Origin of the sequence: Kangsaoukella pontilimi (genome assembly GCF_009830125.1) — a bacterium.
GTDB classification, from domain to species: domain Bacteria; phylum Pseudomonadota; class Alphaproteobacteria; order Rhodobacterales; family Rhodobacteraceae; genus Kangsaoukella; species Kangsaoukella pontilimi.
The window spans coordinates 228,216-241,804 of sequence record NZ_WUPT01000001.1 but is presented as its reverse complement, the minus strand read 5'-3'; the positions used below and the strand labels follow the sequence as shown (position 1 = coordinate 241,804).

Here is a 13,589-nt window from a genome sequence, read left to right as displayed (position 1 = left end):
CAAATCGCGGTCGTCGCATGACCCGCAGGCGCCTCGTCATCTTCTGTCACTGGAGCACCGCCTTTCTTCTGGCGGTGCTCCTGATTGAAGGGCGTGGCGCTTCGTCGGGTCTGATCTGGGCCTTCTCTGCCCTCTGCCTTGTCTGGGCAGCCAGTTACGCCATCGGGCGTGGCCCGCTCGGGCGACCGGGACCGAAGCTCACCGGCTGGCTGCGCCCGGCCCACCGGATTCAGCACCACCTGCTCTACCTTGCCATGACGGCAGCCGCCGTGCTCGTGGTCTGGCAACTCGACGCCACCGCCACGGGCCGTGCGCTCAAGGTTCTGCTCTTCGCGGGCCTTCTCCACGGTGCTTTCCACCTCTGGCGCCACACGTCCCTCTTCGACGGCGCGCTCCGGACCATCACGCCCCGCGCGTTCCATCACCTGCTATGACGCCCGAAGACCACAGATTTCCCTGCGACAATTGCGGCTCGGACATGCGCTTCGATCCGGGGCGGTTCGAGCTTCATTGCGACCATTGCGGAAATACCGCTCCGATCTATTCCGATCCCGCCGCGCGCTCGGATGCCGTTCGCGAACACGACTTCCTGACCGCGCTCGACGCCACGACCGGCGCGACCGAGATGACCGAGTCGCGGGTCTCGCGCTGTCCCAACTGCGGCGCGGAGGTCGAGTTCGACCCGGATATCCACGCCACCGAATGCCCCTATTGCGCCACCCCCGTCGTCACCGGCACCGGCGCCGAGCGCCGGATCAAGCCTGCCGCCGTCCTGCCCTTCGTCCTCGACGAGGAGAGCGCGCGCGACCGGATGACCGACTGGCTGGGCTCGCTCTGGTTCGCGCCGAACGGGTTGACGCAATATGCCCGGAAGGGGCGTCGGCTGTCGGGCGTCTACACCCCCTGCTGGACCTTCGACGCGGACACGAAGACGGCCTATCGCGGACAGCGCGGCACGGTTCATACCAAAACCCGTACCGTCACCCGGAACGGCAAGCCCACCCGCGTCACCACGAGCCACGTCACCTGGCGCCCGGTCTCGGGCCGCGTCGCGCGGTTCTTCGACGATGTGCTTGTCCTCGCGTCCACCGCGCTGCCCGAGCGGTTCCGGGCCGGAATGACGCATTGGGATCTGACGCGGCTGGAGCCCTACATGCCCGAATATCTCGCGGGCTTCCGCGCCGAGGCCTATACCATCGCGCTCGATGAGGCCTGGCCGATGGCACGCGGCATCATGGACCGCCAGATCGCGCGCGACATCAAGTTCGACATCGGCGGCGACCGGCAGAAGATCGACGCGATGGACACCGCGATCAGCGACGTGACCTACAAGCATATCCTCGTGCCGCTCTGGCTGGCCGCGTACAAGTATCGAGGCAAAAGCTTCCGTTTCGTGGTGAACGGCCAGACCGGCGAGGTGCAGGGCGAGAGGCCATGGTCAGCGTGGAAACTGTTCTTTGCCTTCCTTCTGGCGGCCATCGTCGCAGGCGGGATCGGATATCTCTGGGCCAAGAGCGAAGGGCAAATCTGACCGCGTGGTGCTTGCGTCCCGCCGCCCGCCTTCCTAAACCCTGTCGTGACCTATCAGGAGACCACCCGCATGATCCTTTGTTCCGGTGAAGCGCTGATCGACATGCTGCCCCGCGAAACCACGGCGGGCGAAAACGCCTTCGCGCCCCACGCGGGCGGCTCGGTGTTCAACACGGCAATCGCGCTCGGACGGCTTGGTACGCCGGTGAGCTTCTTTTCCGGCCTCTCGACCGACCTGTTCGGCCAGGTTCTGGTCGACGCGCTCGCGGCGTCCGGGGTCTCGGCCGAGCTTGCGCACCGCGCGGACCGTCCGACCACGCTCGCCTTCGTCACCCTGACGAACGGTCAGGCAAGCTATGCCTTCTATGATGAGAACACGGCGGGGCGGATGCTGAGCGAGGACGAGCTGCCTGCCGTCCCGGACGACGTCACAGCGATGTTCTTCGGCGGCATCTCCCTTGCGGTCGAGCCCTGCGCCAGCACGTATGAGGCGCTCTGCCTGCGCGAAGCGCCCCGCCGGGTGACAATGGTCGATCCGAACATCCGGCCGAGGTTCATCCGCGACGAGGCCACCTATCGTGCCCGGATCGAGCGGATTGTCGGCGCGGCGGATGTCGTGAAGCTGTCGGACGAGGACCTCGCCTGGCTGACCGGCAACGACGACACCCATGACGGGGCCCGGCAGCTCTTGTCCAAGGGTCCGGCGGTGATCTGCGTGACGCGCGGCAGTGAGGGTGTGGAAGGTCATACGCCGGATGGGATCGTGACAGTGCCCGCCCGAAAGGTGCAGGTCGTCGACACCGTGGGTGCGGGCGATACCTTCAACGCCGGCTTTCTCGCGGCGCTCCACGACGCAGGGGCGCTGACCAAAACGAGCGTCCGGCAGCTGGACGAAGACACCCTTGAAGCCGCGCTGACCCTCGGTGTCCGCGCCGCCGCCGTCACCGTCAGCCGTGCGGGTGCCAACCCGCCTCGCCGGGACGAGTTGTGAGGGCGCTGGTTCAGCGGGTCACCGAGGCTCGGGTCACGGTCGAAGGCGCGGTCATCGGGGAAATCGGACCCGGTCTGGTGGTGCTGGTCTGTGCGATGGAGGGCGATGCGCCCGATGCTCCGGAAAAGCTTGCCGGCAAGGTCGCGAAGCTGCGTATCTTCCGCGACGACGAAGGCCGCATGAACCGCGCGCTGGCCGACACGGGCGGCGCGGCGCTGGTCGTCAGTCAGTTCACGCTGGCCGCCGACACGCGGCGCGGCAACCGGCCCGGCTTTTCCACCGCCATGGCGCCCGAGGCGGGCGAAGCGGCCTATCTGGCATTTGCGCGCGCATTGAGCGATCTGGGCATCCCCGTCGCCACGGGCCGGTTCGGCGCGGATATGCAGGTTTCGTTGATCAATGACGGGCCGGTGACGATCTGGCTGGACACCGAGGCCTGAGACTTACCGCGCGGCGTCGATGACCTGCCACGTCCGGTCCAGAACGGCGCGGCGCTCCTCGACGACCCGTTCGGCGGCGGCGAGGTACGGCGCGCGGACCTCCGGCGCGAACAGCCGCATGACTTCTGCCGCAAGCCCGCCCGCGCTCTCGACCAACAGGCTCGCGCCCGCCTCTTGCAGCGCGGCGTAGCTTTCCTCGAAATCGCCAAGACCCGGCCCGTGCAGCATGACCGAGCCGAGCGCCGCCGCCTCGTAGGGGTTCTTGCCGCCAAGTGCGACCCCCGCAGGCGGCAGGGAGTGGCCCACAAAGCTGATCGGGGCCAGCCGATACCAGAGGCCCATTTCACCGATCGTGTCCGCGACATAGACCTGCGTGTCAGGAAAAATCGCATCTCCTGCCCCGCGCCGCGCGACAGCCAGTCCAGTTGCGGCGATGGCCTCGGCCAGGGGCGGGCCGTCCGCGACGTGCCTTGGTGCGAGGATGGCCAGCGCTTCCCCGTGGTTGCGTGCAATCTCCTGCGCGGCCGCGACGATGGACGGATGCTCCGACCTTTCCGTAGCCGCCGCCAGCCAGACTGGACGCGTGCCGATGGCCGCGCGCAGTTCCGCAAGTTCCACTTCATCGGCAGGCAAAGGCCGCGCCGCCGCCTTGAGCGCGCCGACGACGCTGATCCGCTCCGGCGGAGCGCCGAGGGCGCGGAAGCGCGGGACGCTGGCGTCGTCCTGCAGGAGCAGCGCGTCGAACAGGCTCAGAATATCCCGCGTCATGCCCGCCATCCGCGACCGGCTTTCGACGTTCCGCTCGGACATGCGGCTGTTGACGAGGATCATCGGGATGCCGCGCCGGTGCGTGTCGGTCATCAGTCGCGGCCAGAAGTCGAGCTCGGCGAAGACCGCGACCGAGGGCCGCCAGTGATCGAGAAATCGCCGGACGGCCTGCGCCGTGTCCATGGGCAAGAGCACGTGATGCGCGCGATCCGGCAGCCCGGCCCGGTCGAGCGCGGCGACGGAAGTGGCCGTCGATGTGGTGAGAACGACCGAGAGACCGGGAACCGCCGCCAACGCCTTTTCGATGAGCGGGATCAGCGCGAGGCTTTCTCCGACACTCAGCGCATGAAACCAGAGCACCTCTCCTTCGGGGCGCGGGGTGGTGTACTCGCCGTATTTCTCGCCCACCCGCTCGGGCAGTTCCTTGCCCTTTTGCAACCTTCTCCGCAGCGCCAGCCGCCAAAGGGGGCCGGATACTTGTGAAAATGCAAGATATGCCCGTGTCGCGGGCGACATCGGCTCAGGCGGTCCCGCGATTGAGCAGCCGCAGCATCGTGACCAGCCCGACGGGGCGACCGTCGCTCAGGACGAAGGCCGCAGAGATGCGCTTCGATTGCAGGATACTCAGCGCCTCGCCCGCCATCATGTCGGGTCGGAGCGTCACCGAGCCCTCGGTCATGATCTCACCGGCTTCTGTCTCGTGGAGCGCGGCCTGCATCGTCGATGTCGCGTTCCGCTCGAGATAGCGCCGGATGTCGCCGTCAGTGATGACACCGGCCAGCGCACCGTCGCGGGTCAGCCCCACGATGCCGTGGCCCTTTGCCGACAGAACGCCAATCGCTTCGAGGACCGAAGCCGAGGCGGCGATCACGGGCAGCGCATCGCTCTCATGCATGATTTCGCGCACGTGCTTCAGCGCGGCGCCAAGTGACCCTCCCGGATGAAAGCGGTGGAAGCTCTCTTCGGTGAAACCGCGCGCTTCGAGAAGCGCGATGGCAAGAGCATCGCCCATCGCCATCTGCAAAAGGGTCGAGGTTGTAGGGGCAAGGTTGTGCGGGCAGGCTTCTCGCACGCGGGGCAGAACAAGGGCCACATCCGCTGCTGTTGCCAGCGTGCTGTCCTCTCGCGCGGTCACAGCGATCATCGGCACCGTGCGCCGCTTGGCGTAGCCGAGAACGTCGGAGAGCTCCCGCGTCTCACCCGACCACGAGAGCGCGAGGATCACGTCCGTGGGTTGCACCATCCCGAGATCGCCGTGGCTCGCCTCGGAAGGGTGGAGGAAATAGGCGGGCGTGCCGGTGGATGAGAAGGTGGCAGCCAGCTTGGCCCCGATGTGGCCGGATTTTCCAAGGCCGGTTATGATCAGGCGGCCCTCCATACCGAGCAGCAGACCGACGGCCTTTTCGATCCGGTCTTCCAGCCCGTCGAGCGCCGCGACAAGTGTCGCAACGCCTTCGGCGTCGATGTCGAGCGCGCGCCTGACGGCGCCGAGCGCCGAGATCGTTTTCCCATCACTCACCGTAACTCTCCCAATAGTCATCGAGCCAAGTCACCGGGCAACGCACCGAGTGGGGCGGTTCCGACCACAACCGCTTGCGCCCGACCAGATCGATGGGCCGCGGATTGCCGTGAAATGCCACGATTTTGGCCCCCGGAGGCGGGTCGTAGACCGGTTTGATCAGATCGGCACCGATGCTCCGCCTCAGGTGATATTTGAAGCTCAGCACCCATCCGTCGGGCCAAGGCTCCCATGAACTGATCGTCTGCTCGATGAAGTGCTGCTCATTCTCGGCGCGGTCGTATGCAGCCTCCTTGTCGGCCATGAAGGCATCGAGAACGTCGGGATGCGCGCCGAAGTCCATCGAGAAGACGCCCGACAAGAGACGCGGCGGATCGGTCCAGGCGGCCCCACGCCGCCAGCCGCTGCCGCCACCGATGGCCCTGAATGCGCCGCCGGCTTCGAAAAACGGATCGAGCCTGTCGACGATCACGCTGTCGAGGTCGATGAACAGAAGCCTGCCCTGAAGCCCGAAGAGATCGCGAGCGAAGACGGCCAGCTTGGGCCAGGCACCGTGGTTCCAGCGCTCCTGCGGCAGGCCGAGATCGGGGATCGGGTGGGTCTCGATTCCAGAGGCCAGTCCATCTGGCTCATCCGTCAGACAGACGAAGCGAAAGGGACCGTCGATATGATCGCGTACGGCGTTGTAGAGCACATTCACGTATCGGGCGTTGTAGAGCGTGCCCCATTTCATCGACAGGACGACACGCTCGCTCATGCTTTCACCACCCGGTCGAGCGCCTGAAGTTGGTCAAGAAGCGCGGCCATGTCGTCGAGACGGACCATGTTCGGCCCGTCCGAGGGCGAGCGGGATGGTTCCTCGTGGGTCTCGATGAAGACCGCCGAACACCCCGTTGCAATGGCGGCGCGGGCCAAGGGCGGCACGAATTCGGACTGCCCTCCGGAGGACGTCCCCTGCCCGCCCGGCAACTGCACGGAATGGGTCGCATCGAAGACGACGGGAAAGCCCGTCCGCGCCATGATCGGCAGGGACCGCATGTCCGAGACCAGCATGTTGTAGCCGAAGGACGCGCCACGCTCGGTCAGCAGGATGCGCTCGTTTCCGGTGGACGCGATCTTGTCGACGATGTTCTGGACATCCCATGGCGCAAGGAACTGCCCCTTCTTCACGTTGATTGCCGCGCCGGTTTCGCCGGCAGCGAGCAAGAGGTCCGTCTGACGGCAGAGGAAGGCCGGGATCTGGATGATGTCCACCTTGTCGGCGGCAATGGCGCATTGCTCGGCCGTGTGCACATCGGTCAGGACAGGGCAGCCGAGTTCGTCCCGGATCGCGGCAAGGATGTCCAGACCCGCCTCGATCCCGACGCCACGCTTGCCGACAAGGGACGAGCGGTTGGCCTTGTCGAAACTGGCCTTGAAAACGTAGGGGATTCCGCGTTCGGAGGTGACCTCGACCAGACGGCCCGCAAGCATCCGGGCGTGATCGAGGCTTTCCAACTGGCAGGGTCCCGAGATCAGCGCGAAGGGCAGATCGTTGCCGAAGCTGACGTTCCCGACGGTGACGGTTTTCATGCGATGCCCTCGCGCTTCATGATGTCTTCGATCAGTGGCACGTCCGAGGGGTTGTTCAACTCCCAGAAGGACCGCCCGCGCGCCTCGACCTCGACGCAGCGCACCGGCACGCCATGCTCCAGAAAACGCAGTTGCTCCAGTCCCTCGCGCCGTTCAAGCCGGCCTTCCGGAAGGGCCGCGTATTGCCGAAGCGCCGAGGGACGATAGGCGTAGCAGCCCACATGGTGGAACACCGGAACGGCATCGTCTGGCGCATTGTCGTAGAAGGGCAGAACCTCCTTCGAGAAATAGAGCGCATCGCGCGAGGCCGCGAAAACGGCCGTTGTACCACCGACGCGATTGGCCTTCCGGTCAGCGCGGAGTTTTTCCAGGTGATCCCGGTCTGTCCGCAGAACCGGCGTTGCCATGACGATATCGGGATCCGCCGTCATCGCGGCGACAAGCGCCTCGACATAATGCGGCGGGGTGAGCGGCGCGTCGCCCTGAAGGTTGACGACGATGTCGGGTTCTTCGTCCAGAAGCGGCACGGCTGCGGCACAGCGCTCGGTCCCGTTCCGGCATGTGTCGGGCGTCATCAGAACCTCGGCACCGAAGGCCCGGCACGGTTCCGCGATGCGCTCGTCATCGGTCAGGACATAGACACCATCCACACCCGAGACCGCACGCGCGGCCAGCCAGCTGCGTTCGATCAGGCTTTTGGTCACGCCGGTGGCGCCGGTCAGTGCCTGTAGCGGCTTGCCCGGAAAGCGCTGCGAGGCATAGCGCGCGGGAATGAAAATCACGTGGCTCATGGGGATCGCCCCTTTCGTCTTCCTGAGCCATACGCATAATTGAGAGCGACGGCAAATATCCACACAAACCGGACGACCGCCACGCGATGAGACAGCCACGCATCCGCGACCATGCGATCCTGATTGCCGGGACGCTTCTGATGACGGCGCCTCTGGTGATCGTCTTTCTGGGCGCGGGCAACCGGGGCGGGCTGAACGGCGACTGGCGGCCCACGGCGGATTACATGGACGGTATCGTCGGCAACACCGAGGCGCTGGCCCGCCTGACCGGCGGCGAGACGACGCTGACGGGGATGGTGGGCGTGTCGCTCGCCATCGCCGTGGGTGTCGCGCTGATTACGACCCTGATATCGATGCTCGCCGCGTTCGTTCTGGTCTTCATGGAAAACCGGCTGGCCAGATGGGTCTTCGCGGCGACGATCCTGACACTCTATTTTCCGATCGAAGCGCGGATGCTGCCAACGTTCGACACGGTGCTGGCGCTCGGGCTGATCAACTCGCTGCCGGGGCTGATCCTGCCGATCCTGCCGATCGCGGTCGCCACCTTTCTTTTTCGTCAGCATTTCCGGGGCCTGCCGCCCGAGATCATGGAGGCCGCACGGCTCGACGGGACGGGGCCTGTCAAATACCTGTTCCATTTTGTCGTGCCGCTTTCGTGGCCGCCCATTCTGGCGGTTTTCCTCGTCACCTTCATGGTGGGCTGGAACCAGTATCTCTGGCCTCTGATGATCTCGACCGACAACAGCCTTTTCCCGATCATGCGGGGGTTGAACCTGGCCGGAACCGGCTCGGGGCCGAGTCTGATCCTGGGTGCGGTGTCCCTGTTGCCGCCTCTGGTGCTGGTCCTGCTGTTCACCCGCGCACTGAGCCGGGTGGCGGGGCTACGCGTCTGAGCGGGCGAGATAGGCGGCCAGATCGCGCGGACGGTCCGTCATCAGGATCGTCGCACCTGCGTGCAACAGCCTGCCCCAGACCGCATCAGGGTCCTGGAGTGCCTTGGCGTCGGACAGGCCACAGCAATGAACCGGGTCGAGCGTGTAGGTCGAAAGCGCAAGCCTATCGCCTGAAGCATCCGCAGCATCTCGAAGCTGTGCCAGATCGTCGAAATAGACCTCGGCGGCCGCGACGCCCGCCTCGACCAGAGCGGGAACAATTGCGCCCTGCCCTTTGGCGAGGTTGAGCTTGGCCATGACCATCAAACCATCGCGCTCTTCCAGAGATCTAAGCGCATCGATATCGGCCGCGTTCGCCACGTCGACCTTGACCGACCCGCGACCGGCCAGTCCCTCGGCGGCGAGAAATGCAGCGACCCGGTCGATTTCGGCGGGGAATTTCACGTCGAAGTCGAAGAACGCGTCAGCAGGTGCGCCCGTGACCGCCTCTTTCAGAAGGGGGACGGTCTCGTCCGACAGCCCCACCCCGTCACCGCCGCCGCCCGACCTCAGGGTCAGTGCCGCGATGTCGACCGACGGGACCGTTCCGACCTTGCGGGGATCGCCCGTCATGCGCGCAAGGCTCTCGTCATGCATCACCACCGGCACACCGTCGGCGGCCAGTTGCACGTCGATCTCTACGATCCCGATGGCCGCGCCGTCCGAGATGGCCCGGCGCGAGTTCTCGGGCGCCGGGCCCCAGGCGCCCCGGTGAACCGAGATCAGAGCAGGCGCAGGGCGCGCCTGCCAGCGCTGGCGGAACGCGTCGCGCGGGTGCATGGGCGTCAGATCCGGCGACCGGAAGAGGCGTCGAAGAAATGCGCGTCGTCGTGGCGGAAGGTGATAAGAGCCTCGGACGACGGCTCGGGCAGTTCGGAATCCTGAGCGATGGTCAGGTCCTGATCACCGAGGCGCGCATGGATGAGACGGGTCGCGCCGAGGTCTTCCAGCACGCCCACCTCGACGCGGAAGCCCTCGCCGCCCGACGCCACCTGAAGCCGTTCGGGGCGGAGGCCCAGCTTGATCGGTCCCGCCTTCTGGGTCTGCTGCACGGCAAAGCTCTGGCCGCCGATCTCGATCCGGCCATCCGAGAGCGTCGCATCGAGAAGATTCATCGGCGGCGCGCCGATAAAGCTCGCCACGAAGGTCGACGCGGGCTGCGAATAGACCTCGTGGGGCTTGCCCACCTGTTCGATCAGACCGTTGTTCAGAACGACGATCCGGTCGGCCAGTGTCATCGCCTCGACCTGGTCATGGGTGACGTAGATGGCCGCCGTGCCCAGCGAGCGCTGGAGCTTCTTGATTTCCAGTCGCATCTGGTTCCGGAGCTTGGCGTCTAGGTTCGATAGCGGCTCATCGAAAAGGAAGATCGCCGGATCACGCACGATGGCGCGGCCCATGGCGACGCGCTGGCGCTGACCGCCGGACAACTGGCTGGGCTTGCGGTCGAGAAACTCGCCGATTTGCAGGAGCTTCGCCGCCTCATCCACCTTGCGGTCGATCTCGGCCTGGGGGGTCCCGCGGTTCTTCAGACCGTAGGCCAGGTTCTTGCGGACCGACATATGCGGGTAAAGCGCGTAGTTCTGGAAGACCATGGCGATGTTGCGCTCGGCCGGCTCCAGATCGTTGACGACGCGACCGGCAAGTTCGATTTCGCCCTCCGTAACGCTTTCCAGCCCTGCCACCATCCGCAGCATGGTGGATTTGCCGCAGCCCGAAGGTCCGACGAAGACGACAAGCTCGCCATCCTCGACATCGACCGACACGCCTTTCACGGCCTCGGCTCCGTTGGGATAGCGCTTGAAGACGTCCTTGATGCGTAGTGTTGTCATTTTTCTTGTTCCACCAGACCTTTGATAAACATGCGCTGGAAGATCATGATGACCAGCGCCGGCGGCAGCATGGCCAGAACGGCCATGGCAAGCGCCTCGTTATACTCGGGGATATCCGCGCCGATCATCTGCTGCATGATGTTGCGGATACCGCGCACGAGCGTGAAGTAGCCTTCCTCGGTCGTCATCAGGGTGGGCCAGAGATACTGGTTCCAGCCGACGACGAACATGATGATGAAGATGGCCGCGATCATGGTTTTCGACAGCGGCACAAGGATGTCCCAGAAGAACTGGACCGGCCCCGCGCCATCGATCCGCGCCGCCTCGATCATCTCGTTGGGGATCGACTTGAAGAACTGCCGGAAGAAGAACGTCCCCGTCGCAGAAGCGATCAGCGGGATGATCAGGCCGGAGTAACTGTTCAGCATCCCCAGTTGCTGCACGACCTCGTAAGACGGCAGGATGCGCACTTCGAGCGGCAGAAGCAGCGTCGTGAAGATGATCCAGAAGGACAGCGTGGCGAAGGGAAAGCGGAAGTAGACGATGGCGTAGGCGGCCAGCATGGACACAACGATCTTGCCCACCGCGAAACCGATGCCAAGGATCAGGCTGTTCTGCGTCATCAGAAGGCCCGTCACCTCGCCGGTGAAGCCGCCTTTCTGGTAAAGCACGTTCTTGTAGGTCTCCAGGAAGTTTCCGCCCCAGGTGATCTGCATCCCCTCACGGTGGATCGTGACGTAGTCATGGGTCGAGGTCAGGAAAGCCACGACAAGCGGGCCCATCATGATGAAGACCCCGATGGCGAGCACGATGTGGTCGTAAAGCCGGATATTCGATCTCGGCTTCTGCGGTTTGGTCTTCGTTTTTGCCTTGTCGCTCGTGGCGGGCGGAAGGCGGTCGGTATCGGCGATGGCCATGGCGTCTTCCTCCTCAGGTATAATGGATCCGGCGTTCGATCAGCCGGAATTGCACGATTGTCAGCAACAGCACGAAGATCATCAGGATGACCGATTGTGCCGAAGACCCGCCGATATCGTTGCCGCGGAAGCCGTCGCGGAAGACCTTGTAGACCAGCGTGACGGGGCTGTTGCCCGGCTGGTCCTTTACGATCTGGTCGATGGTGCCGAAGGTCTCGAACATCGCGTAGGTGATGTTCAGGATCAGCAGGAAGAAAGTCGTGGGCGCCAGAAGCGGGAAGGTGATCGTCCAGAAGCGGCGCGTCTCGGACTGGCAGTCGATGGCCGAGGCCTCTTTCACCGAGGTCGGGATCGACTGGAGGCCCGAGAGGAAGAAGATGAAGCAATACGGCACCTGCTTCCATGTCGAGACGACGATCATGGCAAAGCCGGTATCCCAGTAGTCCACGCCGATCTGCAGGTGCCAGCCGAACATGGCGGCGAAATCGACGAGCGGGCCGATATGCTGGTCGAAGAGCATGACGCCGATCAGGCCAGCCACCGGCGGGGCGATGGCGTAGACCCACATCAGCAGCGTCTTGTACGTGGACTGCCCGCGAAGCACCCGGTCGGCGGAGACGGCCAGCATCATGCCCAATGCCAGCGACAGCAGCGACACGAGGACGGTGAACACGACCGTGAACCATGCCGTCCGCTTGTAGTCGGACGCCGAAAGCGCGTCGGTGTAATTTTGAAGCCCGACGAAGGTGGAGTTCCCGAAAAACGGGTCTTCCAGAAAGAACGAAGCGCGGATCGCCTCTGCGGCGGGCCAGATGAAGAAGATTGCGATGATGACCATCTGCGGCGCAAGCAGCAGGTACGGCATCCATCGGCTTTGGAATTGCGCTTTCTCCACGAAGCCCCTCCCCTTTCGGAATTATTGGTGGTCAGGGGCGCGTGGGGCGCCCCTGACGGTGGTCACGAGGACCTATCAGTTATTCGTCTGCGCGAAGCGGTCGAGAAGGCGGTTGCCCTCTTCCTCGATCACGGCAAAGGCGCTGTCGACATCCGTCTCGCCCGCGAAGATGCGGCCGTATTCACGGTTCATGACGTCGCGGATCTGGACGTAGAAGCCCATCCGGTAGCCCTTGGAGTTGTCGCCCGACGCCAGCGAGAGCTGCTGGATACCGACTTCGGCCTGCGGCGATTCCTCATAGTAGCCTTCCGCCTTGGCAGCCTCGTAGGCGGCCTCCGTGATCGGCACGTAACCGGTTTCCTGGTGCCAGAACTTCTGGATGTCGGTCGAGGACAGAAACTTGAAGAATTCCGCCGATGCGCGGTTTTCTTCGTCCGAATGCCCGCTCAGCGCGAACAGTGCAGCGCCACCGATGAAGGTCTGGGTCGGCTCGCTCGTGATCGCCTCCCAATAGGGCAGATAGGTCGCGTCGAATTCGAAGCTGGCCGAATTCTTCAGGCCGCCGAAGGAGCCGGAAGAGCCAAGCCACATTGCGACGTCGCCGTTCTCGAAGGGGGCTTGGTTGTCACCCCAGCCGGCGCCGTAGTAGCCGTACCAGCCTTTGTCGAGCCACTCCTTCACCTTGGTGAAGTGCGTCTTGATGGCATCGTTGTTCACGAGGATTTTCGTGCCCTCCGAACCGTCAAAGCCGTTGTTGTTCGTGGCGAACGGGATGTTGTGGCGCGAATGGAAGTTCTCGGTGAAGATCCACGGGCTGTGCGACTGAGCAAGCGGGATGTAACCCGCATCGACCAGCGCCGGAGCGATGGCTTCGAACTCTTCCCAGGTCTTCGGAGGCTCGACGCCGGCTTTGTTCAGCGCCTCGATGTTGTAGTACATGATCGGGGTCGACGAGTTGAACGGCATGCCGACCATCTTGCCGTCGCTGTCGGCGTAGAAGTAGCGAACGCCCGAGATGTAGGCTTCGGGGTCGAACTCCAGACCGGCTTCCTGAATCAGGTCAGCGGCAGGGATAACGGCACCGGTCGCACCGATGATGGTCGCCGCGCCCGCGTCGAAGACCTGAACGATGTTCGGCTGCTCGCCGGCACGGAAGGCCGCGATGGTGGCGGTCAGCGTGTCCTCGTAGCCGCCCTTGTAGACCGGCGTGATGACGTAATCGTCCTGCGACGCGTTGAACCGTGTAGCGATTTCGTTGGTGGTTTCACCCAACTGGCCGCCCATGGCGTGCCACCAGGTGATTTCCACCTGGGCGACGGCCTGTGACGCACCAAACGTCATCGCGGCCGCGAGTGCTATGGAGGTATATTTCATGGATTTCTCTCCCTTGGATTATCCGTTT

General features: G+C 64.5%; 15 protein-coding genes. 5 read left to right on the top strand and 10 right to left on the bottom strand.

What is annotated here, in order from left to right; translation table 11 throughout:
• The first annotated feature begins 17 nt into the window (after window positions 1–17).
• The 4 genes from GQ651_RS01265 to dtd all read left to right on the top strand — a co-directional run bounded on the left by GQ651_RS01265 (window position 18) and on the right by dtd (window position 2,961).
• Window positions 18–434 (top strand): hypothetical protein, encoded by a 417-nt coding sequence (locus tag GQ651_RS01265; RefSeq protein WP_160762402.1) that lies wholly within the window; start codon window positions 18–20, stop codon window positions 432–434.
• Window positions 431–1,531: a zinc ribbon domain-containing protein gene (locus tag GQ651_RS01260; protein ID WP_160762401.1), complete on the top strand. Its 1,101-nt coding sequence runs from the start codon at window positions 431–433 to the stop codon at window positions 1,529–1,531. Before GQ651_RS01265 ends, GQ651_RS01260 begins: the two co-directional genes overlap by 4 nt.
• Window positions 1,532–1,600: 69 nt before the next feature.
• Window positions 1,601–2,521, top strand: coding sequence for a carbohydrate kinase family protein (locus tag GQ651_RS01255; protein WP_160763909.1), 921 nt, complete (start codon window positions 1,601–1,603; stop codon window positions 2,519–2,521).
• On the top strand, window positions 2,518–2,961 hold the full coding sequence (dtd, locus tag GQ651_RS01250; protein ID WP_160762400.1) for a D-aminoacyl-tRNA deacylase: 444 nt from the start codon (window positions 2,518–2,520) through the stop codon (window positions 2,959–2,961). Before GQ651_RS01255 ends, dtd begins: the two co-directional genes overlap by 4 nt.
• Window positions 2,962–2,964: 3 nt before the next feature.
• Here dtd and GQ651_RS01245 read toward each other — a convergent pair whose 3' ends face one another.
• The 5 genes from GQ651_RS01245 to GQ651_RS01225 all read right to left on the bottom strand — a co-directional run bounded on the left by GQ651_RS01245 (window position 2,965) and on the right by GQ651_RS01225 (window position 7,611).
• Window positions 2,965–4,167 carry a 3-deoxy-D-manno-octulosonic acid transferase gene (locus GQ651_RS01245; protein ID WP_160762399.1) on the bottom strand — a complete coding sequence of 401 codons (1,203 nt, stop codon included), beginning with the start codon at window positions 4,165–4,167 and terminating at the stop codon, window positions 2,965–2,967.
• 82 nt (window positions 4,168–4,249) lie between these two features.
• Window positions 4,250–5,248 (bottom strand): KpsF/GutQ family sugar-phosphate isomerase, encoded by a 999-nt coding sequence (locus GQ651_RS01240; RefSeq protein ID WP_319637281.1) that lies wholly within the window; start codon window positions 5,246–5,248, stop codon window positions 4,250–4,252.
• A complete protein-coding gene (locus tag GQ651_RS01235; protein WP_160762397.1) occupies window positions 5,241–6,005 on the bottom strand; it encodes a glycosyltransferase in 765 nt (254 codons plus the stop codon). The genes GQ651_RS01240 and GQ651_RS01235 overlap by 8 nt, the downstream gene beginning before the upstream one ends.
• A complete protein-coding gene (gene kdsA, locus GQ651_RS01230) occupies window positions 6,002–6,820 on the bottom strand; it encodes a 3-deoxy-8-phosphooctulonate synthase (protein ID WP_160762396.1) in 819 nt (272 codons plus the stop codon). Before kdsA ends, GQ651_RS01235 begins: the two co-directional genes overlap by 4 nt.
• The gene (locus GQ651_RS01225) at window positions 6,817–7,611 is read right to left on the bottom strand and encodes a 3-deoxy-manno-octulosonate cytidylyltransferase (RefSeq protein ID WP_160762395.1); all 795 of its coding nucleotides are present in this window, start codon (window positions 7,609–7,611) and stop codon (window positions 6,817–6,819) included. The genes kdsA and GQ651_RS01225 overlap by 4 nt, the downstream gene beginning before the upstream one ends.
• An 86-nt stretch (window positions 7,612–7,697) precedes the next feature.
• Here GQ651_RS01225 and GQ651_RS01220 point away from each other — a divergent pair, with 86 nt between their 5' ends.
• Window positions 7,698–8,504 (top strand): carbohydrate ABC transporter permease, encoded by an 807-nt coding sequence (locus tag GQ651_RS01220; protein ID WP_160762394.1) that lies wholly within the window; start codon window positions 7,698–7,700, stop codon window positions 8,502–8,504.
• Here the strand turns inward: GQ651_RS01220 and GQ651_RS01215 are convergent.
• From GQ651_RS01215 to GQ651_RS01195, 5 genes are all read right to left on the bottom strand, one after another.
• Complete coding sequence (locus GQ651_RS01215; RefSeq protein ID WP_160762393.1) at window positions 8,493–9,323, bottom strand: glycerophosphodiester phosphodiesterase family protein; 831 nt, start codon at window positions 9,321–9,323, stop codon at window positions 8,493–8,495. The genes GQ651_RS01220 and GQ651_RS01215 overlap by 12 nt on opposite strands.
• Window positions 9,324–9,328: 5 nt before the next feature.
• Window positions 9,329–10,375, bottom strand: coding sequence for a sn-glycerol-3-phosphate ABC transporter ATP-binding protein UgpC (gene ugpC / locus GQ651_RS01210; protein ID WP_160762392.1), 1,047 nt, complete (start codon window positions 10,373–10,375; stop codon window positions 9,329–9,331).
• Window positions 10,372–11,292, bottom strand: coding sequence for a sn-glycerol-3-phosphate ABC transporter permease UgpE (ugpE, locus tag GQ651_RS01205; RefSeq protein WP_160762391.1), 921 nt, complete (start codon window positions 11,290–11,292; stop codon window positions 10,372–10,374). The genes ugpC and ugpE overlap by 4 nt, the downstream gene beginning before the upstream one ends.
• A gap of 13 nt (window positions 11,293–11,305) precedes the next feature.
• Complete coding sequence (locus GQ651_RS01200) at window positions 11,306–12,187, bottom strand: ABC transporter permease subunit (RefSeq protein WP_160762390.1); 882 nt, start codon at window positions 12,185–12,187, stop codon at window positions 11,306–11,308.
• Between the two features lie 75 nt (window positions 12,188–12,262).
• Complete coding sequence (locus GQ651_RS01195; protein ID WP_160762389.1) at window positions 12,263–13,561, bottom strand: extracellular solute-binding protein; 1,299 nt, start codon at window positions 13,559–13,561, stop codon at window positions 12,263–12,265.
• Window positions 13,562–13,589: the final 28 nt, after the last annotated feature.

Excerpts from the sequence above, each read along its gene's own strand:
- GQ651_RS01215 (WP_160762393.1), bottom strand. The coding sequence starts at position 9,323 with ATGCACCCGCGCGACGCGTTCCGCCAGCGCTGGCAGGCGCGCCCTGCG.
- GQ651_RS01235 (WP_160762397.1), bottom strand. The coding sequence starts at position 6,005 with ATGAGCGAGCGTGTCGTCCTGTCGATGAAATGGGGCACGCTCTACAAC.
- GQ651_RS01265 (WP_160762402.1), top strand. The coding sequence starts at position 18 with ATGACCCGCAGGCGCCTCGTCATCTTCTGTCACTGGAGCACCGCCTTT.
- GQ651_RS01220 (WP_160762394.1), top strand. The coding sequence starts at position 7,698 with ATGAGACAGCCACGCATCCGCGACCATGCGATCCTGATTGCCGGGACG.
- GQ651_RS01255 (WP_160763909.1), top strand. The coding sequence starts at position 1,601 with ATGATCCTTTGTTCCGGTGAAGCGCTGATCGACATGCTGCCCCGCGAA.
- GQ651_RS01225 (WP_160762395.1), bottom strand. The coding sequence starts at position 7,611 with ATGAGCCACGTGATTTTCATTCCCGCGCGCTATGCCTCGCAGCGCTTT.
- GQ651_RS01260 (WP_160762401.1), top strand. The coding sequence starts at position 431 with ATGACGCCCGAAGACCACAGATTTCCCTGCGACAATTGCGGCTCGGAC.
- GQ651_RS01195 (WP_160762389.1), bottom strand. The coding sequence starts at position 13,561 with ATGAAATATACCTCCATAGCACTCGCGGCCGCGATGACGTTTGGTGCG.
- ugpE (WP_160762391.1), bottom strand. The coding sequence starts at position 11,292 with ATGGCCATCGCCGATACCGACCGCCTTCCGCCCGCCACGAGCGACAAG.
- ugpC (WP_160762392.1), bottom strand. The coding sequence starts at position 10,375 with ATGACAACACTACGCATCAAGGACGTCTTCAAGCGCTATCCCAACGGA.
- kdsA (WP_160762396.1), bottom strand. The coding sequence starts at position 6,820 with ATGAAAACCGTCACCGTCGGGAACGTCAGCTTCGGCAACGATCTGCCC.